10 protein-coding genes are annotated in these 25,281 nt (G+C 46.8%); 2 read left to right on the forward strand and 8 right to left on the reverse strand.

The genetic code is table 11. From position 1 onward, the window contains the following. Nucleotides 1-367 precede the first annotated feature (367 nt). The 4 genes from OEV42_01600 to OEV42_01615 are packed head-to-tail and all read right to left on the reverse strand — an operon-like array spanning nt 368 to nt 15,101. Nucleotides 368-5,035, reverse strand: coding sequence for a transporter substrate-binding domain-containing protein (locus tag OEV42_01600; GenBank protein ID MDH3972949.1), 4,668 nt, complete (start codon nt 5,033-5,035; stop codon nt 368-370). Beyond that, nucleotides 5,032-10,977 (reverse strand): AAA family ATPase, encoded by a 5,946-nt coding sequence (locus OEV42_01605; GenBank protein ID MDH3972950.1) that lies wholly within the window; start codon nt 10,975-10,977, stop codon nt 5,032-5,034. Before OEV42_01605 ends, OEV42_01600 begins: the two co-directional genes overlap by 4 nt. After that, complete coding sequence (locus tag OEV42_01610) at nt 10,964-14,770, reverse strand: transporter substrate-binding domain-containing protein (protein MDH3972951.1); 3,807 nt, start codon at nt 14,768-14,770, stop codon at nt 10,964-10,966. The genes OEV42_01605 and OEV42_01610 overlap by 14 nt, the downstream gene beginning before the upstream one ends. Beyond that, nucleotides 14,763-15,101: a hypothetical protein gene (locus tag OEV42_01615; GenBank protein MDH3972952.1), complete on the reverse strand. Its 339-nt coding sequence runs from the start codon at nt 15,099-15,101 to the stop codon at nt 14,763-14,765. Before OEV42_01615 ends, OEV42_01610 begins: the two co-directional genes overlap by 8 nt. Before the next feature lie 9 nt (nt 15,102-15,110). Between OEV42_01615 and OEV42_01620 the strand changes: the two genes are divergently transcribed. Further along, nucleotides 15,111-15,239 (forward strand): hypothetical protein, encoded by a 129-nt coding sequence (locus OEV42_01620; GenBank protein MDH3972953.1) that lies wholly within the window; start codon nt 15,111-15,113, stop codon nt 15,237-15,239. Between the two features lie 149 nt (nt 15,240-15,388). Here OEV42_01620 and OEV42_01625 read toward each other — a convergent pair whose 3' ends face one another. From OEV42_01625 to OEV42_01635, 3 genes are all read right to left on the reverse strand, one after another. Beyond that, nucleotides 15,389-16,687 carry a porin gene (locus OEV42_01625; protein ID MDH3972954.1) on the reverse strand — a complete coding sequence of 433 codons (1,299 nt, stop codon included), beginning with the start codon at nt 16,685-16,687 and terminating at the stop codon, nt 15,389-15,391. Beyond that, nucleotides 16,684-17,232 (reverse strand): cytochrome c, encoded by a 549-nt coding sequence (locus OEV42_01630; protein ID MDH3972955.1) that lies wholly within the window; start codon nt 17,230-17,232, stop codon nt 16,684-16,686. The genes OEV42_01625 and OEV42_01630 overlap by 4 nt, the downstream gene beginning before the upstream one ends. A gap of 532 nt (nt 17,233-17,764) precedes the next feature. After that, nucleotides 17,765-20,713, reverse strand: coding sequence for a YfiR/HmsC family protein (locus OEV42_01635; GenBank protein MDH3972956.1), 2,949 nt, complete (start codon nt 20,711-20,713; stop codon nt 17,765-17,767). A 555-nt stretch (nt 20,714-21,268) separates the two neighbouring features. Here OEV42_01635 and OEV42_01640 point away from each other — a divergent pair. Next, entirely contained in the window at nt 21,269-23,281 is a 2,013-nt protein-coding gene (locus OEV42_01640) for a TonB-dependent receptor plug domain-containing protein (GenBank protein MDH3972957.1), read from the forward strand. Nucleotides 23,282-23,727: 446 nt separating this feature from the next. On the opposite strand, the gene OEV42_01645 is transcribed toward OEV42_01640, so the two are convergent. After that, nucleotides 23,728-25,053: a hydantoinase/carbamoylase family amidase gene (locus OEV42_01645; protein MDH3972958.1), complete on the reverse strand. Its 1,326-nt coding sequence runs from the start codon at nt 25,051-25,053 to the stop codon at nt 23,728-23,730. Nucleotides 25,054-25,281: the final 228 nt, after the last annotated feature.

Below are 25,281 nucleotides of genomic sequence, written 5' to 3' on the forward strand. Positions count from 1 at the left end.
ACAGCTGAGGTTCTAAATAACCCAGAATTTCTACTTTTATTTTTTCACCATTTAAAGCAATTTTTTCCTCGAAATTTATTTCGTCTTGTATGACTAAATATCTCCAAAAGAAAAGGCTTAGAAGAAACACACTTGCCCCTAAAAGGATCGGCAATATAAAGATGCCTTTACTTTTAACTCCCTCTATGAGTGAGTCTGCCCGGGTTTCCCGGTGAAACCGGGGATTATTTGGCGGCCGCTTCATTGACATAACAATAACCCTGTAATTTTGACATCCCATAGCAACGGAAGGTATCGCTGAATAAAAACTGCAAAAAAGGCATAAAGGAAGCACCCCTGTTTCTGATTCGTCGTGAAATATTTCTATTCAATCATCACTCCTCCCCGACTTTCCCAACAGCTCCAGTATCTTCTCAAAGCGGAATTCCTTCACCAACCTCTGTAAACCATTGGCAATCTCAGGTTGATTTTTACGAATGCGTGCAAGTACATCATTGGTGGCTGATATATGCAGGTTATGTGCAGCTTCTCTCAATGCCTGCCTTAGTTCTTCAGGCAGGTGAGCCAACATTTCGGAAGTGAGGGGAACCCCGGGCTCAGCCATTTCTACTTGCGGCTCCTCTTCATAAATATAACGCACACCCAACTGCTGTTCCATGGCGTCGAAGATTTCATGGCTTATAAAAGGCTTATACATTACCTCGTCACAGCCGGCATCAATAATACTCTTACGCTGCTCCTTGAAGGCGCTGGCAGTTAACGCCACGATCTTCACCTTATCCCCACCGGGCAGGGATCGTATCTTTGCCGTTGCCCGGTAACCATCCATGACAGGCATGCGCATATCCATCCAGATGAAGTGAGGGCGCCACTGTTCAAATAGAGCGACGGCCTCTTCGCCGTTTTCCGCTGCCCTCATTTCAAAGCCCGCCTGCTCCAGCAGACTGCTCAGCAAGAGCCGGTTCTCAATGTTGTCTTCAACAACCAGGATACGCCACTCACCTTGTCCGGGTGCCAGTGCTGATACGGCAGCTTTGGCCGCCTCAATGACTCCCGCCTCTGAGGCATCGGCCAGGGCCACCGGCAGTTCGACGCGAAACAGCGCCCCTTGACCAGGCTCGCTTTCTACGTTGATCTCGCCGCCCATAAGATCAATGAAGGACTTTGTAATGGCCAGCCCCAGCCCCGTTCCGCTGGTAGCTTTTGGAGATCGTCCGGCCTGGACGAAGGGCTCGAAGATGTATTTCAGCTGCTCGGGCGCTATACCCGGTCCGCTGTCCTCCACCTCCAGTTGCAGAGTAACCCTTTGGGGTTCATCTGTTATTGTTTGTGTTCGGGCACGCAGGGCGAAACCACCTTTATCAGTAAACTTCACTGCATTACCGAGGAGGTTAATGAGAATCTGCCGCAGCTTGCCCACGTCGGTCTTTATGTAGTGGACCAATGCCGGGTCAAGCTTCAGTTCGAAGCGCAGCCCGGCGCTCTCGGCACGCATCTCGAACATGCTGCCCAGATCCTCCAGCATCTGCGGCAGATTGAATACTAATTTTTCCAGATCAACCCTTCCGGCTTCGATCTTGGAGAGGTCGAGCACATCGTTGATCATTATCAGCAGATGCGCGCCGCTGCGCTTAATAATGTTGAGCTTTTCCTTTTGAGTTTCAGTGGTCTGACTATCGCGTCCGAGCATATCGGAAAAGCCGAGGATGGCGTTGAGCGGAGTACGCAGTTCATGAGACATGTTGGTCAGGAAAGCGCTCTTGGCCTGATTGGCAGCTTCAGCAGCCTCCTTTGCCTCAGTCAACTCTTCCGTTCGCTCTTTTACCAAATCCTCCAGGTGCTCGCGATAGCTGCTAAGCTCCTCTTCGCTAATCTTACGCTCAAGTTCAGCAGCGGCGCGTATGGCAACCACCTGCAGTACGGATTCCATTAATTTGACTTCTCTTAAGGGTTTGGTGTCCATTAATGCAATGAGTCCGATTGCTTCTCCGGCAGAATCCCATAAAGGGACGCCGATATAACTCTCTGCATTCATTTCGTCGAGCAGTTTGTCATTGGGAAAGAGAGAGCGGATATCTTTAGGATAGCTGCACAAGCGCTTCCCCATCACATTTTCACAGGGCGTGTATTTCAAGGGGTATTCAATATTCTCTGTAATTTTGCCACCGGCATAAAGGGCCATGGTGAGCGCAGTCTCATGTTCCGTCAATTTGTCTATAAAGGCATAGGCCACCCCAAAGGACTCTGCCAGATAGGTCACGAGCGATTGAAAGAAATCCTCTTTCGTTACGCTCCATCCACGTTGAGCGGTAAAGTAAAGCGTTTCTTCTATACGCTTGTGCTCAGTTATATCCTGTACTGTACCAATACCCCTTAAGGGGCTCCCTTCTTTATCAAACTTAAGTTCAACCCTTTCATTGACCCATTTGACCTTGTCATCTATTGTAATACGGTGTTCTATATTGTAAGGCTCACCACCAAGGGCAGCCTGCCATGAACGATCGACGAAGGCCTTATCGTCAGGATGCACATGTTCAAGAAATTTTTCATAAGTGAGGGCTGTGCCTTTGGTCACACCAAAGATTCGATAAGTCTCATCGGACCATAGCAAGTTATTGTTGGGAATATCCAGGTTCCAACTGCCCAGATGGGCAATGGCCTGTGCCTTATTGAGGCTCCTTTCACTTTGCCGGAGTTGGGCAGTGCGCCCTTCTACCGTACGTTTCAAACTCAGGTTCCAGAATATAACGAGGCTGAATCCAACCAGAACCAGAGCCAGTATCTTCCACATCAGGCTGTAGTCAAAGTCTTTCTCGTAGCGGATTGTCATCCATTTGTTGTTAATCTCATCGTGTTTTTCGCTAGGAATAGCCTCAACAACTTTATTAAGGATACCCAACATCTCCGGCCAGTCGCTTCTTGCGGCAAACCTGATTTCGTCTGCAGGTACACCCGCTGCAGCCGCAATCTTTAGATTTACTATATGCTCCTTGTTGATCATGTAGCTGGAAGTCAGGGCATCCCCGATATAGGCATCGACATAGTTGTTTGAAAGGGCTTTAAGTCCCTCCAATACGGAATCTGTCGGTACAAGACCAATTTTTGGCTCATTTCCCACTAGATACCTATGCATAACAATATCCCGAATAACTGCTGCTTTTTTACCGTGCAACCAGCTCATTCCAACAATAATGGGTGCGTCCTGCCGTGTGATAATGACGTATGGCACCGTAAACAGTGCTTCACTAAAGCGTGCATATTCTTTCCGTTCGGAGGAAGCAAAAGCCATGAATAAATCGATCTCCCTGTTTTTTGCAGCAGCAAGCATTTCAGGAAATGACAGGGGAATGAACTCAAAATCAACTCCTGTGTATTCCCTCAGGATTTGAAAATAATCAACGAGCATTCCCATAGGTTTGCCCTTTTTATCGACTGCGGACAGCGGAAGTGAGTGGGAGGATAGTCCGATACGCACTACCGGATGCGCATTCAACCATTTTTTCTCTTTTTCACTCAGAACAAGCTGTGCGGTTCCCTGCTTCTTTTTGATGTGTGTCCATTCGTTGGCAATGGCATTGAGCCTGGCCTGGCCGATTCTATCCAGTGCTTTGTTCATAATAGAGACGAGTTCAGGCCAATCACGCCTTATGGTTGCGACTCCGTCGGCACTATATTGCTTTGAAAAGTAGACGGGCTTTATGCCTACAAGCATCTGTTTTCCAATGAGGTAATTATGATAACTCAGTCCATAGGCGACATGGGCCTTTCCTCTGAGTACCAGTGTCAACATCTCCTCAGCAGAGTCCGCCTCGATGATTTCTATCTCGTCTTTATAGGGAGCCAAGGCCTTTTCGACGACATAAATACCCTTGAGTACGGCGACCCTTTTGCCGATAAGGTCTTTTTCGCTGTTAATATTAAAGGTAGTATCGGTCCTGGCGAAGATTGCAGGTGTCCCTTTGGCAAGTGTCTTTGAATGAGGAAATCCCATTGATTTTGCCAAAGAAGGGGCGGCAACAAGCAGGCCATCGATCTTTCCCTGCTTTGCCTTTTTAATCGTTGCCGGCCATGCATCGATTTCAATATTTACCTTGAGCCCTGTTAATTTTTCAAGCTCTTCATAAATATCTGTGAGAAGGCCTGAAAGTGTTCCGTCTTCGGCCTCGATAATCAGGGGCTCAATCTCCGGGGTGAATCCAAGCGTTATTTGGGGGTGGGATTTAAGCCAGGCCTGCTCCTCCTGCGTCAGGGTCACCTGTGGCGATATATAATCGGGGATCTCGACACCAAACCAGCGCTCACGGGTCTGGTAATAGAAGCTGGACTTATCCTGCCGCCATATACGCAGATGGGATTCTATTCGGGTGAGAACGTGGGCATGCTTCCCCTTGGGTGCAGCAAAGTGAAACTTCATTGGGCTGAACCGAATGGGACTCCTTTCGATGGAATAGTTTGCCTCATTAGAGTATCCGTAAATGCTATTCACTACACCCGCAACGACACGACCTTCCTCGATGGCAGATAAAACCTGGCGATAATCGTCCATCTCCAACACATTGACGGTGATCCCGAGTTCATCGCAAAGTTTAAGGAAATTGATGCCATTAATGCCGTCTTTGAGAACAGCCACTTTCCGCCCTGCCAGTTCGGGGATGCGGGTAATTTTCTCCCCCTCCTTCACATAGAGCTGCCCCCACATGGTGAGGACATGTTCCTTTGGAAAATCGAGGGAGGCATCACGTTCCCTGGTATAGCCAATGCTTGTAATGAGATCGATATCGCCGCTTAGTATCCGCTCGAACCCCTCGGCCCAGCTTCCCATAACGAATTCAAGTTCCCAGCCTTCCTGACGTGCAATCTCCCGCAGCAGATCGGGATAAATCCCCTGAGCAAGGCCATTTTCATCCTGGAAGACGATGGGCTTATTGTCGAAAATACCCACTTTAAGGGTGATATTGTCCCTGGCAGACACAAGGCCCGGCATGACAATTTGGAAGAACAGCGCCAGAACAAAAAGATAGATATGAATTTTCATTTCAACAGCTCCAGTATTTTCTCAAAGCGGAACTCCTTCAACAGAAGCAGCAGCCCCCTGGCTATGTCCGGTTGTTTGTTGCCGATAAGCTCGATGACGTCATTAGTGGCTGAAATATCGAGGTTGTGCGCCGCTTCCCTCAATGCCTGCCTCAGTTCTTCAGGCAACTGGGCCAATATTTCTGAAGTAAGAGTGATTTCCGGCATAGCAGGTTCTTTCATCTCCTCTTCATAAGTATATCGCACACCTAACTGCTGTTCCATAGCGTCGAAAATCTCATGGCTCTTGAATGGCTTATAGACAACATGGTCACAGCCTGTATCAAGAATATTCTTTCGCTGATCTTTGAAAGCGCTGGCAGTGAGCGCCACGATCTTCACCTTATCCCCACCGGGCAGGGAGCGGATCTTCGCCGTTGCCCGGTAGCCATCCATGACGGGCATGCGCATATCCATCCAGATGAAGTGAGGCTGCCATTGTGCAAAAAGGGCAACGCCCTCTGCGCCGTTTTCCGCTTCCCTGATATGAAAGCCAACCCCTTGGAGCAAACTGCTCAGCAACAGCCGATTATCAATGTTGTCTTCAACCACCATGACGCGCCACTGGGGTTGTCCCGGCTCCAGTCCTGATACTGCGGATTTGGCCGCCTCCATCACTCCAACCTCAGCGGCGTCGGCCAGAGCCACCGGCAGTTGAACACGGAACAGCGCCCCTTCTCCGGGCTTACTTTCTACACTGATTTCACCACCTATAAGCTCTACGAAAGATTTTGTAATGGCCAGACCGAGCCCCGTACCCTCCGTCGAGGCTGGAGAGCGCCCGGCCTGGACAAAGGGTTCGAAAATACGCTCTATGCGCTCTGCGGCGATGCCCGGCCCGCTGTCCTCAACTTCTATCTGTAAATTATGCATGTCGGGACTATCAGCCATGGGCAGAGTCCGGATACGCAGAGCGATACCTCCTTCCTGAGTGAACTTTACTGCATTGCCCAGCAGATTTATGAGGATCTGGCGCAGCTTGCCGGAGTCAGTCTTAATGAAATGAGTCAATTTCGGATCGGTCTCCAGCACGAAGTACAGCCCGGCGCCTTCGGCGCGAACCTCAAACATCCTAGCTATATCAGCCAGCATTTGCTGCAGATCAAAGGCCATCGGTTCAAGCTCTAAACGTCCCGCTTCGATCTTGGAGAGATCGAGCACATCGTTGATCATATTCAGCAGGTGTTCGCCACTACGTTTGATAATACTAAGCTTCTCCTGTTGGTCGGTAGGCGCATTTTGATCACGCCTCATCATTTCGGAAAAACCGAGAATAGCATTTAGCGGTGTACGCAGTTCGTGGGACATATTAGCCAGAAACACGCTCTTGGCCCGGTTGGCGGCATCTGCTGCTTCTTTAGCCAGCTTTAATGATTCTTCCGCCTCTTTACGTAGAGTAATGTCTCTAACAGCTGAGAAAATATAATCTTTACCTTTAAAAGGAACTAATCTGGCATTAACTTCAACCGGGAGTTTTGATCCATCTTTTCGCATCTGAACAGCCTCAAAGACTGCGTAACCTTTCTCTATAAGATTTTTCATAGCTCCCATCACAACTTCCCTGGCAATTTCAGGATCGTCTAATTCAAGGGGCGAAATTTTTAACATTTCCTCAATGGAATAGCCCAACTTCTTGCACCAGGGCGGATTAACATGTAAAAATGGTTCTGGTGAGCCATCGGGCTTAAAACCATGTACCATTAAGCCATCACCCACATTTTCGAAGACCACACGAAACCAATGCTCACTTTCAGCTAATTCTTTAGAACGTTCTTTCACCTTTTCTTCTAAATTTGCATATAGCTTTGCGTTGTCCAGGGCCATTGCCATTTGCGAAGAGAGCAAATTAAGCAGTTCCACCCGTTCAGGGGTAAAAGCCCCTGTGGTCAGCTTGTTTTCCAGATATAAAATGCCACTGACTTTACCCTGGTTGATTAGGGGTGTGCACAAGACGGATTTCGACTGAGGTTGTTGAATTGTGAGATCATCGGTAAAACCACCCTCCGTGGCGGCGTTATTCAGGACCACACTTTCCTTGCTGCGGGCTACGTAATGAATGATACCGGGGGAGACCTCCTCACGCGCTTCCACGTTGAGCGACTGCAGCACCTGCACCTCGCCTTGGTCGATATCACTTTCGGCTTCGATGACCCAATTACCCTCCTTCTCCAAAATCAGGAACCCTTGTTGCGCCCCTGCATTTTGAATAACAATTTGCATCATCTTGGTCATTAGCTTATCTAATACAATTTCTCTGGCAATGGTTTGTGATGCCTTGATGACCGTATCCAGATCAAGAGGTGTTTGCCGCTCATCAGTTACTCCTTCCGTCTCAAAAAGTTTTGGGTATTTAGCTACCAAATATTTTAGTTTGCCTTTAGCCCCCCATTGTCGGTAACAGTTATAGGCTTTTTTCATATACAGAGATGCAATATCCTCATGCTTTTTTCCAAGCCAGAACCTTGCCGCAAGTTCGTTGGCCAATGCCTCATCATTAATAAAACCCATTTTTTGGGCGCCTTGGATTGCCTGATCGTAATGATACAAAGCCTTATCGGTTTCATCTGCCACCCTGGCTTTTTCGGCCATAATTAAGTCGTACTTATGTTGGAAGGTGGACGGAACAAATTCAGCCCAGATTTCAAACCAATGCAAGGCCTTGTCTACCCAGTCCATCGTATCATTACTTTTTTCCGGTATAGTGCATAACCGCAGCTTTGCAAGTGAAAGGTAAAGGTAATACATTGATATGGTGAAGGAACCGGGGTTGGCATTTATGAAATAATCTACTTCATGAGCATATTTGACTAAAGCTTTGTCCCGGTCAAAGTGATAGACCAATATTAGCTTTTGAAGCAAGAAGTTGTGCCTGCCGAAGGTATCCTTTGCAGAGATAGCGTTCGGCAACCATTCGCTTTCATCAAAATAGGCGCCCTTTAATTCATCAGGTTTTGAGGAAAGCTCTATAAAGTTTTCAGCGGATTGTTGATAAAGCGAAAGCCAGTTCAGCGTTGCTTTCTGGCCCGTATGACTCAGGCTGTTCGTAAACCAGGATATTTGACTTTGATACAGATCAAGATTCATACCTGCAGCAAAGGCCGTAAAGGCAAAGAGAATCGCTCCATAGGAACCGTAGAGTAAATCACCGTCCTCAAAACCTGTATGATAAGTGGTCTTTGCCAGTTCAATGCTCTCTTGAATCGGTCTAACCCAGGGAGAATTAAATGTTAGCAACATCATTCCTTTTGTTCGGCATTTCGCCGTAATGGGATTATCCAGCATATTGCGGGTTGCCTGAAGCAGATTTTTGTTAAATTGGATTAAGCTGATAGCCTCATCTGCGGGGGTTTCAGGAGTAATTGAAGCGCATATCAATTCGCAAACATTTCCAAAAAAATGTGGCGACCAGGAATTCAGGCCATTCTCAAGTGTAGAAATTGCGCCGAGATATACGAGGATAGGAAAGAGAGAGGGATCAACGAAATAAGATGTTGACATCTCGGAAACAATAATCGAGCAGGTGGCCGAAGCTCTCTCGTCGGTCATTTTTTCCAATTCTTGTATTCGCTTTATGGGATCGTCGGTCAGTAAGCTCAGAAGTTTGTCGTATAAATTTTGAATGTCTTCATCTGAAGGAGGCCTGGGAACCTTGATATTGAGATCCTTCAAAAGGTCTAAACCTATTTCTAGTGCTTCAGCAAATCTATATTGCGAAGTTTCCGCTTCGATTTGGGTCATACATATGCCCAATTGATCATTGAAGCTTTTTGCATTCGAGCGAATCAGTTCAAGAATATGCGGGATCTGGTCGTAGTGCCCGGTCAAAGAGGCGAGTTCCCCATTTTCATTATGAAGCGATAAGGTCAACTCATAGTCATTTTGCCAGCTCTTTGATTCAAGTAAGCCAATCCCTGTCTCCGCATACTTTTTTGCACTGGTAAAAGCAGATGCGGCCTTTGCCTTCCGAGCTGCCATTAAGTTTTGCTCAGCCAATTTAGTGCGCTCCCCAGGCTCGGTTATCAATTCCACCACATAATTTAGCTGATTAACAATATCAAAAATCCGATCTTGCGTGGATGGATAGTCTTGTAATAATCTGCCTATTTGCAAATGGAATGACTTTAACTCTTTCTCAGGGATCAATGAATAGGCAGCCTGCTGTACGCGGTCGTGAGCAAATTTATAGTGATCATCAATCGTAGATACAATGCCCTCCCGCAAGGCCGGTCCAAGCCATTCTTTAACTACTTGTTCAGGTTTGTTGACTATGATCAACAGCGTAGCCATATCAAATCGGTTGCCGATACACGCCGCCAATTTTATCGTTTCAACTGTGTTGAAAGGTAGCTTCTGCAATTTACCTGTCATTAAATCAACGACGTTTTCTGTAATGTCCATTGCTTTCAGGACATTCATATCCCATTGCCATTGCCTGGAGTTTGAGTCAAAATTCAACACTCCTTCATCATCCAGGGTATGCATTAACTGATGGGTGAAAAATGCATTACCGCCGGTTTTGGAATAAACCAGCTTTGCCAATGGAGCGCTATATTTCCGGTTGCAATGTAGTGTATCAGCAATAAGCGCACTCACATCATTTGCGGTAAGGTTTTGAAGGCTCATGCGTTTCAGGTTGACTTCAGCTCGCTCTAGCTCTGTTATACTCATGGTCAGCGGATGGGATGCATTCACTTCGTTATCGCGGTATGCGCCAATGATTAGAAAAAAAGCCAGATCAGGATCAGAAAGTAATACCTTCTGCAAGTTTAACGAAGCTGAATCGATCCATTGTAAATCGTCTAAAAAGATCACAAGAGGATGATCTTTTTGAGCCATGACCCTGACAAAGCTTTGGAACACATAATTAAAACGATTCTGCGCTTCTTGCCCGCCTAATTCTGCTACGTCAGGCTGTGGCCCGATAACCCGTTCAAGGTTGGGTATAACATCAGCTAACACTTTACCGTTTAGTCCCACAGCTTTTAGTATAGTCGCTTTCCAGGTTTTGAGCTGAGCTTCATTTTCCATCAGAAGATAGTCTATCAAACTGCTGAAGGCCTGACCCCAGGCAAAGTAAGGGACATTTCGCTGATACTGGTCAAACTTACCTTTGATAAAATATCCACGTTTTCCGGTGATTGGCTTCTGTACCTCGTGGATCAACGCACTCTTACCGATGCCGGCATAACCGGCCACCAGAAAAAGTTCGACCGTCCCGTCAGAGATTCTTGTAAAAGAGTCGAGCAAGGATTTTACTTCAGCTTCTCTGCCATATAGCTTCTGCGGGATCTGGAATATGCCTGTATAATCTGACAAGCCTAATTCAAATCCTTCGATAGCTCCACTCTTCTCTAACTGATCGACGCATACTTTCAAATCATGCTGTAATCCAAAAGCAGACTGGTAGCGGTCTTCGGCATTTTTCTCCAGCAGCCGCATAACAATGGCCGAAATCTGTTTTGGAACTTCGCTTCTGCTTTCGTGAGGCGGCTGCGGCCTTTTTGCAATATGGCTGTGAATCATCTTCAGCGGGTCTTCTGAAATGAAGGGGGCTTCCCCCGTTAATAGTTCATAGAAGGTCACACCCAGAGAATACAGATCGGTACGGTAATCGACGAAACGGTTCATGCGGCCCGTTTGTTCCGGTGATATATAGGGCAGGCGTGCCGCGCTGAACAAAGATATTCCGGCGCCCATTGCCGAAGGGTTCATCAGTGAAGCCTTTAGGTTGTCCGCCTTCCAGTTGATATTGCCGGGACGGATATCTCCGTGGATAACTTCTTTTTTGTGTAAATCATCGAGAGTTGCGGAAATAGAAACAGCAAAAGAAAGGAATTCTTTTAACGGCATTGGTGAGGTGCCTGGAAATTTTTTATTTTTATCACTCATATCACTGTTTTCCACCCAGCAGTTCCAGTATTTTCTCAAAGCGGAATTCCTTCACCAGAAGCAGCAGCCCCCCGGCTATGTCCGGTTGTTTATTGCCGATACGGTCGATGACGTCATTAACGTCTGAAATATCGAGGTTGTGCGCAGCCTCCCCCAAAGCCTGCCTCAGTTCTTCAGGCAATTCAGCCAACATTTCTGAAGTAAGAGTGATCTCAGGCTCAGCCTTTTCTACTTGCGGCCTTTCTTCGTAGATATACCGCACACCGAGGTGCTCAGCCATTGCATCGAAAATCTCATGGCTCTTGAATGGCTTATAGACTACATGGTCGCAACCTGCCTCCATAATTTTCTTACGCTGTTCTTTCAAAGCGCCGGCTGTAATAGCAATAATCTTTACTTTATCGCCCTCAGGCAAAGACCGAATCGCTGCGGTGGCTTTGAAACCATCCATAACAGGCATACGCATATCCATCCATATTAAATGAGGATGCCATTCTTTAAAATGGGCAATCGCTTCTTCACCATTGGCTGCATTTCTCGTTTTAAATCCGGCCTCTTCCAGTATGCCGCCAAGCAAAAGCCGGTTTTCAATATTATCCTCTGCAATGAGAATACGCCATTCAGGCTGTCCCGCTTCGAGTCCCGCTACCAAAGTTTTATCCACCTCAAGGCTGCTCACGTCTGCCGCTTCCGCCAGGCTTACAGGCAGTTCAACAGAAAATCGTGCCCCTTCGCCGGATTTGCTCTCAACAGAAATCCTTCCATTCATCAGTTCTATAAAGGATTTGCTAATGGCCAGACCCAATCCAGTGCCTTTAGGCGAGGTACGGGTTTCATCAATTTGAAAAAAAGGCTCAAAAATTCGCTCTATCTGCGCCTCAGGGATACCGGGACCACTATCCGCTACGTCCAATTGTAAGGTGCACCGGGCAGGACTATGGGCTTCAGGCAAAGAACGGGCACTCAGTGAAAAGCTGCCTTTTGCCGTGAAGTTCACTGCGTTGCCCAGCAAGTTAATAAGAACCTGGCGCAGTTTACCTATATCGGCCCTGATATAGCGTACCAGCGCCGGATCAATGTCCAGATTAAAAAGCAAACCTGCACTTTGGGCACGTATTTCAAACATTTGACCGATTTCCGACAACATGGCATGAAGGTCGAAGGGAGAGTTCTCTATCTCCACCTTGCCTGCCTCTATTTTGGAAAGATCCAGAACGTCATTGATCATATCCAGCAAGTGCTCTCCACTGCGTCTGATTATATGAAGTTTTTCTTTTTGAGAAGCCTTGATATGAGAGTCATAACCCAGCATTTCGGAAAAGCCGAGGATGGCATTGAGCGGTGTACGAAGCTCATGGGACATATTGGCCAGGAAAGTGCTTTTGGCCTGATTAGCGGCTTCGGCTTCTTCCTTGGCAATGAGCAGTTCCCTTTCGACTCTTTTCTTTTCCGTAATATCAAGCGACGCAAGAACAAGGCCCGTCACCTTATTTTCTTCATCAAAAACAGGAACTTTGCGGCTGTAAAAAGTATGCACCCTTCCATCGGGAGCGGGTACTTCCTCTTCCTGAAAGTTTTCCTTGCCTTCCTTTATCAGTTTTTCATCAAATTCCCTGATTTTGGCAGCTGCATGAGGAGGGAAAATATCTGCATCGACCTTCCCTATGGCAGCTTCCCTTTTCACGCCTGTCACCTCTTCAAAATTGCGATTTACCAGCAAATGACGTCCATCACGATCTTTCATAACCAAAACAACGGGAACCGTATCGATAACCATTTGCAGGAGTTGCTCACTTTGCTTCAGCGCCCCTTCCACCTTCCTGCGGTCAGTGATATCCTGCATGGAGACGACGGCCCCCAGTTTCCTCCCCTTTTCATCGATCATGGCCTGGCCACTTGCCACAACAGTGCGTTTGGTCCCTTCCCGTGAGGTAATAACCATCTCCTGGTTTTTCACCCTTTCACCTCGAAAGGCCCGATAAAGAGGAACCTCCTCTGTCGACATGGGAGTGACGCCATCAGCCAGAAAAAGATCGTAATGGCTTGCCCACTCATCAGGAGGTAAGCTTTCTACATCTATTCCGTGGAAAGTACGTGAAGCACGATTAAAGAGTGCAAGAAGACCTTCATCATCACAGGCTACAATCCCATCCTGTATGTTCTCTAAAACTGCCTCCACAAAGATTCTTTGCCTGTTAAGTTCCGCCTCGGCAAAACGCCGCTGTTTCACCTCCCGTCGCAGGGACCAGGACCAGAGCAGGGCTGCCGTTAGCACTAAAAGAAATCCCGTACTAACTATTGCAGTGTATTTGAGGATCGTCTCTCTCGAAACGCCTCTGGGATCGACCAGTCCAAACCATTTGTCATAAAGTTCATCATATTTGCCACTGGCTTTAACGATACTAAGCCCCAGCTTAAGTTTTTCCAGAAGTTCCGCATTGCCTTCCCGAACTGCAAAGCCGTAGCCCCGTCCATAGACGTTAAAGCCTGGCCCCCTGGTAACAATGTTATTCAATCCCATTTCCTTAACTTCCAGCAAACCTGTTAAACGTGGAAGAAAAGCCAGGTCTCCCTCACCTGAGGCCAGCAGGCGCAATGCTTCCGCTACTGACTTAACTGCCAGCAAGTCTTGTGTTATCCCTTGCTCAAAAAGATAGTCATGGGTGGCATCGGCCCGCATAACGATTATCCTCTTTCCATACAAATCCTTTTCCCTGACAATCCCTTCATCCCCTTTGCGTATAAAAGCCACTGCATCAGATGTGGTATAAGGCGCCGTAAAGTCGAATACCTTTTCCCGTTCTTCCGAATAGGAGACTAACGGCAGGGCGTCAATTTCACCTTTTTCCAGAGCAGTACGCACTTCTTCCCATGAGCCTACGCGGAATCGCACTTTCAGCCCCATTACCTGGGCTACCGCCTTGAAGAGGTCCACGCTAAATCCATGGGCTTCACCTTTTTTATTGACCAGGGCAAAGGGAGGGTAATCGAGTTCGCTTCCAACCAGTAAAGTTTTCTCCCCAACAAGGTCGCCTGGAATGATCTCTAATTGAAAATTGTGTCCCATCATCTGCTGACTTGTTCTTAGAACCAACCCTTTCTTTTCTCTAAAGTCCGGTGAATTATAGACTGTCTGGTGGCCATCTCTAATTCTTATGGCAATTCCCTGATGCATTCGAAAGGGGCTTTCAGGACCAAAGACAGATTCTGCTCTGAAGACCAGTTCGAAGGCTCCCTCTTTAGCGTGTGGAATCATGAGGGAGTAGCCCATTTTGCCCTGGATGATGACAAATGGACTTGAAAGAACGGGCTTACCGCTCGATAAAGCATCCTCAAGGGCAGCTTTAGGACCGGAAAGGCCTATTTTTAAACCGATGACTCTCCGGTTCGGTTCCAGCGGTGATACATAACGGATGCGTTGGCTGCCATCGATATAATTGATGGTTTGTAAAAAAGGGTTAGCTCTGTTCAAATGGGATACCTTTTTTATGTGTTCATCCTGGCTCCCGGGAATACGGTCTCCATAGGTACTGATGATGTCTGAAATACTTAAGCCAAGACGGTCTTCAAGATTGTTAAAGAGGTAGCCGGCCTCCTCACGGGCAATGTGGGGATTCCTGTCAAGCCAGGCTTTTTCATCGGCTGTCAACGAGTTTTCTGACGGCTCGGAACCCCTGTCTCCATACAAAAAGGAAGGTAAAGAAAAGAAAATTAATGCAGCAACAGTTATTGTTACCCTTAATTGATAGATAGTAAGCCGGCATCGGCCCTTCTTCACTTTAGCGAAATCATGACTCTTTTTAATCATTATTTTTCCTTAATTCATCCAACATTAACAGAATCCGGTCAAAACTAAATTCTTTTGCCAATACCTGTAATCCCTCAGCAATATGGGGGTAATTAGTGCGGATCCGACCTATCACTTCATCAGTGGTTGAAATATCGAGGTTGTACGCAGCCTCCCTCAATGCCTGCTTCAGTTCTTCAGGTAATTCTGCCAACATGTCGGGTGTGAGAGTGATTTCCGGCATAGCAGATTCTTTCTTCTCCTCTTTATAAGTATATCGTACAGCTTCGGGTAATGAACGTATTTTTACCGAAGCCTCGTAGCCATAGGTCACCGTCATGTGCATATCCATCGGGATGAAATGGGGCTGCCATTACTGAAACTGCCCGACGGCCTGCTCGCCCTTTTCAGCCTTTTAGAGCCTGAAGATAAAATGAACAGGCCGGGAAATGATGTCGCTATGATGGTGTGGAATCCGGGTTTCATTTAACAACTAATCCATATTCTTCCCATTAATCAAAAACTGAGAGATTAAAGGGGCAAGTACCGGAATGCCTTCACGCAACGGAATCAAAAGGGAAGGAAAAGCAATTTATAATGGACGAGGTACAGGAAAGATCACTGCTGCCCCGTCGTCATTCAGAAGTCATAGCGCATACGAAACTGCACACGGTCAAGCTCTCCATCCTGTCCGTTTTCCAGCTCCCGTTCGGCATGGACATACTCCATGCCGTACAATACATTGTCAACTGTGGTGAAAATAATATTCATATGCAGGGAATAAGCCTCTTTGTCCACTGTTGCGGGAACGATATTGAGGTCGTTATCGGCATGAACGTAAGCATATGCCAGGTTGGAACGAATGTTGTCACTCCACCAGTGTTGATAGGAAATATGTGCATTGACGATTGTCTGCAGCTTAATTTGCCCCTGTGAATCAATAGCGCCGTCATTATAAGTATTCCCCGCTACATATCGTCCGATGGCATCGCCGTAGGCAATGCCCAATCTGAGATTATCCACACCGAAAGTATTCAAACGCCCCGATGCATAAAGGCCATATCCCCATACATGATCTTCCACGCCTGCCACCAGGGCGCCGTCACTGCGGATCTCGCGAAATAAGCCCGACAGGGAGGCCTCACCCCAATCGCCACGCAAGGTTAACCTGCTTGCAATGTCCGGGTAGCGGTCATCATCGGGAGTTAGCTGAATTCCCGATGTATTGGTAAGCGTCGTTTCCGCCTGTTCCAGCGCTATCCGAAAATCTCCACTTTGAAAGGCTTGCGTAAAACGAATCTGTGGCTGGCGCGCAAAAACATCTGTCGCCGGGAGAACAAATGTATCCGGGTTGCCTGTACCATGGAAGGTGGAGTTTGTCTGGCCCATGGTCAGTTGGCCTATCTCGAGATAAGCGTGTCGCAGGCGTATATTGTGCGAATTGCTGATCTTTTCATTGCCGCTGGAACCCCAGAAATCAACTTCGATGAGAGAAGCTAAATATCCTTCTATCGTCGGTATTCGTGATTTCAGCCAGATTCGGCTGTCGCGGCCATGAAAGTTAAACTGCCCCCTTTCGCCGCTACTATCAAGAGGGACAGCTCCGGGCCAAACAGAGAGATCACCGGAATTACCGCCACCCGGTCCTCCAACACTGGGCCGGTTATAGAGGGCGTCAAACTGTACACGCCCGCCGACAGTCAGAAAGGATCTGATACTATTGTCGGATTTTATCCCGGACTGCTCTTTTTCAAGTTCCTCTATACGTTGATTTTGCTGTTCCAGCTTTTGCCTGAGAAGCTCTATCTCCCTGTCGACATCCTTTGCAATGGCCGTGGTATTTAGATAAAAAAGGGCTAAAAGGGCCGGAAAGCATATTCTGCTGATAGAGCTCAGGTAATATGGCATGGAGTGTCGTTTTTCGGCATATATTTTCATATGAGATCCTTTAGCTCTTTGCTTTCTTTACTCATGTCACGAAACTGATCGTGGCAAGCATTGCAGGCGTTAATCATTTTTCCTGTCACCATTCTGAGCGATGCCGGATCTTCCGACCTTATGGCCTCTTTTACTATCCGGGCCCGCCGGTCAAGATCAGCGGCAAGTTTCTCAAAGTAAAGTTGATTCTTCTCATCAAGATTGAGGTTATTTTTTATATAGTCGGGGTTCTTGATTGTCGACGCCATTTCGGTAAGGAGTGTTGCTATCTGTTTAGCGTTTCGCAGGCGGATGCGGTCCCGCTCGAGCTCACTGTAGAGCCGTTCGAAAACAAGATGTTCCATCTCATGCATTAAAAGCTCCAGCCTTTTGCTTTGTACCTTGTGCAATGAGGCCGGACCCATATTAGAAAGCCGTGGCAAGGTTTCTTTCGGCTTGGAGGGTGTACAGGCCGTTGCTAACGACAGACTGCATACAATTATCAATGCGGGCTTTATGAGACGGAAATATTTGAGTAAGACAGGTATTTTCAAGATTAAGGGCATTTTTTAAACCTCTTTATTTAGTTTTCATCCAGAAAGGGTGCTTTTCCGCAATCTCTGCGTCAATCTTCGGTTTTGCTTGTGCGACGTACAGCAGTACGACTCGGCGAAACCCTTGATTTCCTTGACCTTGCAAAAAATCCCGCCTTTCTGAATTGAAAACAAAGTTTGATTTATTATAATTTCTGGATTGACACTATTTATATTTTTTGAAAATCAGAAATAACCGTCTGGGAGCCTGCCGGACTTAGGGCAAATCTACTGCGAAAAAGCCCTTTTCAAGAAAAATGGAAACTATAAAAAAGGTGCCCATTCCTCACTTTGCTTTCAACGCTTATATCCCTTATTTTAAGTGTAACAAAGGAATAGCTGATAGCAATGGTTTCCAGGGTTAATATCTAAATCACAGAGTCGCTGTGTTTGGTTATTATAGGGAAACTGTCTAATTGTCAGCCGCTCAAATCCCCCCTCTCCCCATAGTCGTCAGGCTAAGAAGTAAATTCAAAAAGTACCAAATACCGCACTTCTGTCGGCCTTATTGCACCTTCTTCTTCAATTTAATCGCTTCATTACAAAGATCAATCATAATATCGAAGCGAAAGGCCGACAGCAGGGAACCAAGCCCATTTGCAGCTTCGGGCATAAGCTTTTTTAACTCAATAATTAGCTTCTCCATCGCTTCATCATCAAAGTCTTTTGCCGCCTTATGAAGTGATTCCAGTTGATCTAAAGGCAAAGCCGACAAAATTTCAGGCGTCAGTTCCTTATGAGATAGGGCAGGCACTTGGCCCTCTTCCTCATAAAGATACTTGACAGCGAGCAGCTTCTCCATCATGTGGAAGATTTCTTCAGGCTGGAAGGGTTTCCATAGTATTTCATCACATCCGGCATTTAAAATTTTCCCCCTCTGTTCTTTAAATGCGCTTGCCGTAATAGCAGCGATCTTTACCTCATGGCCTCCCGCCATGTCCCGTATTTTAGAGGTCGCCTCATATCCGTCCATAACGGGCATGCGCATATCCATCCAGATAAAATGGGGATGCCACTGCCTGAAAATCTCAAGGGCCTCTTTCCCGTTTACGGCTTCACGTATAGAAAAGCCCACGTCTTTAAGCAGTGTTGTAAGGAGCAAGAGATTTTCCGGATCATCTTCCACCACCAGAATACGATAAGACGCTTGCCCCGGCACAAGTCCCGTCACATTTCCAGCGGGAACAATCGTGACAGCCGGCTCTTCTACATGGGCTTTTTCCAGAGGCAGCCCCACTTTGAAAAGGGAACCCTGCCCTTTTTTGCTTTCAACACTCACTTCCCCTCCCATATTTTTAATAAATGAATTGCTTATAGCAAGCCCCAGGCCTGTTCCTTTTACATTACCGCGCCTTTCGCCTGCCTGGATAAAGGGTTCGAAGATACGGCCAAGCATTTCCTCTTCAATACCGTATCCCGTATCTTCCACTTCCAGTGAGAGCCGGCAGAATGAAGGACGATCAATTAATGGCTCTGTTTTAGCACGCAGGGTCACCCCTCCCCTGTCGGTAAACTTAATAGCATTTGCCAGCAAATTGATAAGCACCTGCCTAATTTTACCTGCATCCCCTTTGACAAATCGCTCCCTTAGTGAATCTTTTTCAAGGGAGAAGGTAACTGACTTTTCCATCACTTTGGGGCGGATCATGTCACTCACGTCGTCAAGGAGGCTTTCCACATTAAAAGGCCTCATCTCAAGCTCCGTTTTACCTGCTTCAATCTTGGAGAGATCAAGAATATCATTGATCATGGCAAGAAGATGTTCTCCGCTCCGATTGATAATTCCAACCTGTTCCCGTTGCTTTTCCGTTACTGCGGCATCGCGGGCCATCATTTGTGAAAAGCCTAAAATAGCATTGAGGGGAGTACGCAGTTCATGGCTCATATTGGCAAGAAAAATCGACTTTGCCCGATTGGCCAGATCGGCCTCTTCCTTGGCCGCTTTGAGTTCTTCTTCTACCATTTTCAGGGGAGTAATATCCTGTACGGAGCCAATAGAACGCGAAGGACTGCCGTCTTCTGCATATTCAGTACGACCCAGTTCTCGCACGAACTTAATGCGGTCGTCTTTCATGAGTAATCGATGGACCAATTCATAGGGCTTCTTTCTTTCAACTGAAGAGGTGTAGGCCCTGCTAACCATATGCCGGTCCTCGGGGTGAACAACGTCAATAAAGGCTTCATAAGAGTTGTCAAAAGTCTTTTCGTCAATTTCAAAGATACGATAAGCTTCATCGGACCAGTCAAGTTTATCTGTCTTCAGGTTCAATTCCCATTGACCCAGACTGGCAATGTGCTGCGCTTCTTTAAGCTTTCGCTCACTTTCAATAAGCAGGGCGTTAGTGCGTGTTCTCATACGATAGCTCTGGAAGATGGTTATGGCCAGACCGGCAATGAGTAAAACAACGGCCATGAGGGCATAGAGAAAGTTTTGCTGCATTGAAATAGTATCTGTTTGCCTGGCTAAAACTTCCTCCTGCTCGTCAATGGTTTTTTCCTGTCTCTCTATTTTCTCACCCTGCTCCTCCAATATTGTCGAGCGGGCCTCGATTTCCTTCTCTTGTTTACTGAGGGCTTCTTCACGTGTACGTATCCGCTCCGTCAGTTCTTCATATTTCCTGTGTTCACTTTCAACAAGCGCCTTCTGATCATTGATAATATCTTGCTGTTGTTCATTTTTCCGCATCAATAGATCATACTCTTTATGACCTTCCTCTATAATCGCTTCCTGTTCCTTCGTTTTCTTCACGGCCTCCTGAAGAGCGGCCTTTTCTATATCTACCGCTTCCTTAAGGGCGCCCCTTTCCTGACGGATTTCTTTCATCTTCTCTTCCAGTTCCATTCTTTCGCGCTGAAGGGCATTGATTCGTTCATCCTGTTCATTCAAAGAAAGTTGGGCTTTCCTGTAGAGCTCGGCTACGTCGATCTCTGTTCCGCCGAGAAGGATAATATCGGGATTTATTCCCAGATTCTGGTTGAGAATATTGGCCTTGTTGATCTCGAAGCGAACCCCCTTTTCCTCCGTTTCAAAAAGGTTGATCATAATAATACGCTTGTTGGCTACACTGTCCGAAACGAGCAGGACGTTTCGCCCCTGAGCTTCTTTGAAAATCCGGGGGTAGTCCCCGGCCTTGTCAGCGGAAAGATAAATGAGATGGGCGTCGGCCGGCACATCGCTTCTTGTGGAACGTGTCACCTTTATTGGCTTACCATGAAGTTTTTTGATTTTGGCAACGCCTTTCAGGGAATCATAAATACTGCGGCTGTCATCGATGATATGGATGCGGTAGGTTTTTATATTGGCCTGATTGGCCCATTGGATGTTCTCGGCCAGCCGGAAAAGGTATACGGAAACCAGGTTGGAGCGTGAGGGTACTGCTGTGCCCAGAGGTTGGGCGAAGGAAATGAGCAAAGAAATAACTACAAAAATTTTCAGATAGAGCTGTGAAGACATTATAGGCGGCTCTTTTAAAAGGTTTGCCTTTTTACTTTCCCCAGGCTGTGGAAATATTATTAACAAACTCCTTATCAAGTCGGGGAATCTTTTACACTCCCCTCCTATTTTAGGAGGGGTTGGGGGTGGTAAAAGCTCCACCCCATAAAAAAACCAATTATTGAAGAGCAGCTGATTATTCAACCACCCCTTAAGCCCTTTATGCCCTCTGGGTGCTCCTTATCAAGGCGGGGAATATTAAACCTCTACAGGGAGGGGTTATGAAAAAATGCACAGTCACAAGCTTTATGCCTGGCTTATTGTTTCAATATACAAACAGGAACGAATCCGGATTTTCTATTTATGTTTAATTATATCATTTTTTTCCTCATTGCCGCCCACTTGACAAATCTATTGCTATAAGTTTTATTTATATATACAGACTTTTTCATGACTGTAATTAATCAATCACCCGCCGCAAGCAGCGGGGTATGAGCGCGGAGACTACGTTCCCGCTTTATCCCGAACCGGGGGGAATGCACCCGCCAGGGATTCAATAAGAAGTTTATCTAAAACATGAGCAACTATACAATTATCTGCACAATTCTTTTGTTACTGCTTATTGGACCGATTACAGGCAACGCCCGGGAGGACTTGCTTGATTTGAGCCTTGAAGAATTGGGTAAAGTAACCTTTACTACCTCAAGCCGGATCAAGGTGCCCTTCGATGAAACCATCGGTACAGCCTATTCCATAGACAGGAAAACCATCAGGAAGCGTAATTACCAGAGCCTCAAGGACCTGCTCGAACATATCCCCGGTTTTGTCGTATTGCACCGCGACATCCAGTACGTGGCAGGGGTACGCGGCCTGAACGCCAATGACAACCAGAAGCTCACCCTCATGGTCAACGGCTATGAGATTATCGGCATCAATGAACCTGATTTTCTTAACGGACCCATCAACCTGGACGAGGTGGAAAAAGTGGAAGTAATCGTCGGCCCCTCCTCCTTTTTCGAAGCGGCAAACACCCTGGTGGCAACAGTCAATGTCATCACCCGCAAGGTTGACGGCACGAGTTTATCGGTAACTACAGGCAGCGATGTTGATTATCGCGGCACAGTGGCAGCAGGAAAGGAGTGGCAAGAGGACAAACAGATGAGCACCTTGCTGACTATGGAGCGTAGAATCGGATTCAGCGCTTTTGATGAAAAGATTGAAGATGCCGGTCTGCAAGGTACAAAAGGGCATTCCTGGGTAGCGGCATCGGAGCGCCAGTACCACTTTGTCACCCGGGGTCGCTACAAAGGATGGTCGGGCCAGTTGCAGGCCTATGAAAGCAAACGGCCGCATATTTCCGCCAGAGGCGGTTATGTTATCTCCTCCAGCACTGCTGCACATGACCGGCATCTTTCCGTAGTCGAACAGATCTACTCCGCCAGCCTCCGCAATGAACAGAAGTGGAGCAGCGCTTTAATAAGCCATGCCATTCTGAGGGCAGCGTCGAGGACTGAAACCAAAGACCCGGAAACAGGCGGAGATGGTGAATTGAAGTCCCGTGACTACAATCTTGAACTTGGCGGAATCTATTCGGGCAAAACCCACATCATACAAACGGGTGTGCAAGCTTCCCATGACGACTATGTAACATTCAGAAGTGATGATGGCGATACATTTCTCGACGGTTCAGCCAATGCGCTTGGATTCTATTTCTCCGACACATGGGAGGCATCGGAAAAGCTAAAAACGGTTCTCGGCCTGCGTGCCGACCGGAATACGGTCCTGCCCGGTCACGACTGGTTTCCCGGTGGAAGGGCTGCTCTCGTCTATAAGGCAACTGATAACTGGACAAGCAAGTTAATGTATAACCATGTAGTCAAAATGCCTGCGCCAATGGCCAGCCGGATGGAGCTTTGGGGCGCTAACAACGCCGGCCCCACCACCCCTGCCTGGGCTCAGCAAAACGATACGGCTGATATGCCCGAACGGCTGAGTACCCTGGAGTGGCAAAATATCCTCTATTTCAGCGGCCGCAAGGGAAGGAGCTCATTCACCCTTTATTATCAGTACCTGCAGGACTTTATCTCCTGGGGAGGCCCCTGGACTAACCTGAGCGATTACAAGGGATGGGGTGCGGAAGGAGACGTGCGGTACAGACCAAAGGAAGGAATGGACAACTGGCTCAATTTCAGTTGGCTCGATTCTACTTTCGATGCCGATAACCCCGATGTTGAAAGACACATTCTCGTTGATGACGACCACCGCATGATCGGTTCTCCAAGACTGACCGTCAACGCGGGAACGACCATCACAACTGCCGAAAATGTTTTCCTCTCTCCATCTGCCAGATATATGACGGCACAAAGCGCTTACGACGTTCAGCGTAATAAGTTCAAAACCATTAACAACCGCTATTATTTTGATGTCGGCCTCTTGTGGAATAAAGCCTTTTCCATCGAAAATACGGCTCTCAGGCTTCGGATCAGAAATGTTTTGGACAATCGGGACCATATTTCCGGAAGCTGGCTGAAAGGCGAATATGAACCAAGGGGAATTAACGGGAATATCTCTTTGGACTTTGAATTTTAGAGAGATACTTAACATAAAGCTGGTAATTAGCACTTATAGAAACCCTATTTCCCCCTCTTAACAAACCCTGGCGGGAAATGGATAACTGCTATGGGCAAATGCTCATTTATTCACCTGCCTTTTCACCACACATCTCTTCTTCTATTACCTTCATTAATTTTTTTATGGATACGGGTTTTGAAACGATGAGATGATTTCCTAAATTTTCAATACCTTTTACCCTTCTTTCCGGCAGGCTTTTTAACTTGTCGTGAAAGGCTCTTCCATAGTATCAAGCTTGTCTAAAAGAAGCGCACCGAGCATAGAAACCTCATTTAGACCTTAACGAAATTTTCTATTGATACTGCTTCAGCGCCATGGTCCTTATGTCCGGTGTGGTGATTTTCAGGCGCATAGGCCGCAGACAGCAGGGATAAAAAGACGATAGAAAGTTTTATGGAAAATAATTACTCCATGGCCAGCTTAAGCAAGGTTTTTGCCAGAACAATTGCACCTTTGGCAATTTGATCGGGCCTTGAGTATTCATCGGGAGAATGACTTTTGCCATTACGGCAGGGGATAAAAATGAGTCCCGAAGGAATTAAGGATCCGTCACTTCTTTTCTGTTCGGCAATGACGGCCGCATCATGCCAGGCGCCGCTTACCATTTCAAGAAAAGAGGCCCCTGTTTCGCGGCAGGATTTTTCAATAGATTCCCTGATTTCCATATGCAGGGAATCTATACCGGGCGTAAAAGACAATTCCTCAATGTGAGTTTCAACACCCATTTCTTTTGCTTTTTTCTCTATAAGCAGCCTGGCATTTTTACAATATTCATTCATATTTTCATTGCAGCTTCTTACTTCGAATGAGAAATAAGCAAATCCACTCACTTTGGATATGGCATTTTTATAAACTTCTCCATACTTGTCATTGAGATCATTAATACTGTTGATGACGCCCATGGTCTGAACAAGATCCATCCCTTTATTCAAATGCTCCTGTGCCAGTTCATGGAGGGCGACAAGAATATAACCAAGTGCCAGGTTTGTATCTTTTCTATATTCACTGCCCATAGGCGTTGCTCCCGAATGATCGAATTCACCCATCAAATGTACAAGATAGCGCGCAGGTCCCCTGACGCCGCTTACAATACCAATGTCTTTACTCTTAACTTCAAGGAAGTTACCCTGCTCAATATGGAGTTCCACATAGGCTGATATGGAATCTATTTCTTCCTGTGACAGCGCAGGAACGCCTTTTTTTATACACTCTGAATCGACGCCGCACCTGTGCATCCACTCCTCCAGCGTGTGCCCTTTATAACTCGCTTTAAGGGCCGGCCCATGGAGACAACCGAAAGCCCCCCTGCTTCCCATTGAGGCATAACCGAAAGCGGCCGACTCTTCTCCACGCCAGACCCTTAATCGGAGTCCCTTTTTTAACACTTCTGAAGAACGATGCAACATAATTATAGCTTCGAGACCGGCAACGATACCTGCCAGTCCATCATAATTGCCGCCAAAAGGGACTGTATCAGCATGGGACCCCGTCTCAACGTATTCATTATAATTACCGGGTGTTTCAACAATAAGGTTGCCAATTCCGTCGCATCGGGTCAGCAGTCCTGCGCCTTTTGCCGCCTGAGCAATATATTCTATGACCGATGTCTCTTCAACAGAATAGGCTGTTCGTATATAACCGGCTTCTCTCGTTGAACCGGCAACGCCGATTTTATCGAGTTTCCTGTAATGTCTTTCTATCGATGCAGGTGAAATATTTAGCGCTGCCATTCTTTCGCCATCTCTCCTTTTCCCCCTTTCTTTTTATAGCATATGAACCCCTTTTGTTGAACGAAAAAGGGTAACAATAAAAAGGATAATTTTATAAACCTCTATGGATATCATTTTCTACCTTCATATATTCTCCTAAAAGAGCCGTTGGTTCATGGCTTCCGGTAAAAGCGCCTGATTCCACAGCGCTTCAAAAAAAGTCCCCCCTTTACTGCAGATGAAGCCGGG

This window comes from Deltaproteobacteria bacterium (genome assembly GCA_029860075.1).
GTDB lineage: Bacteria > Desulfobacterota > JADFVX01 > JADFVX01 > JADFVX01 > JAOUBX01.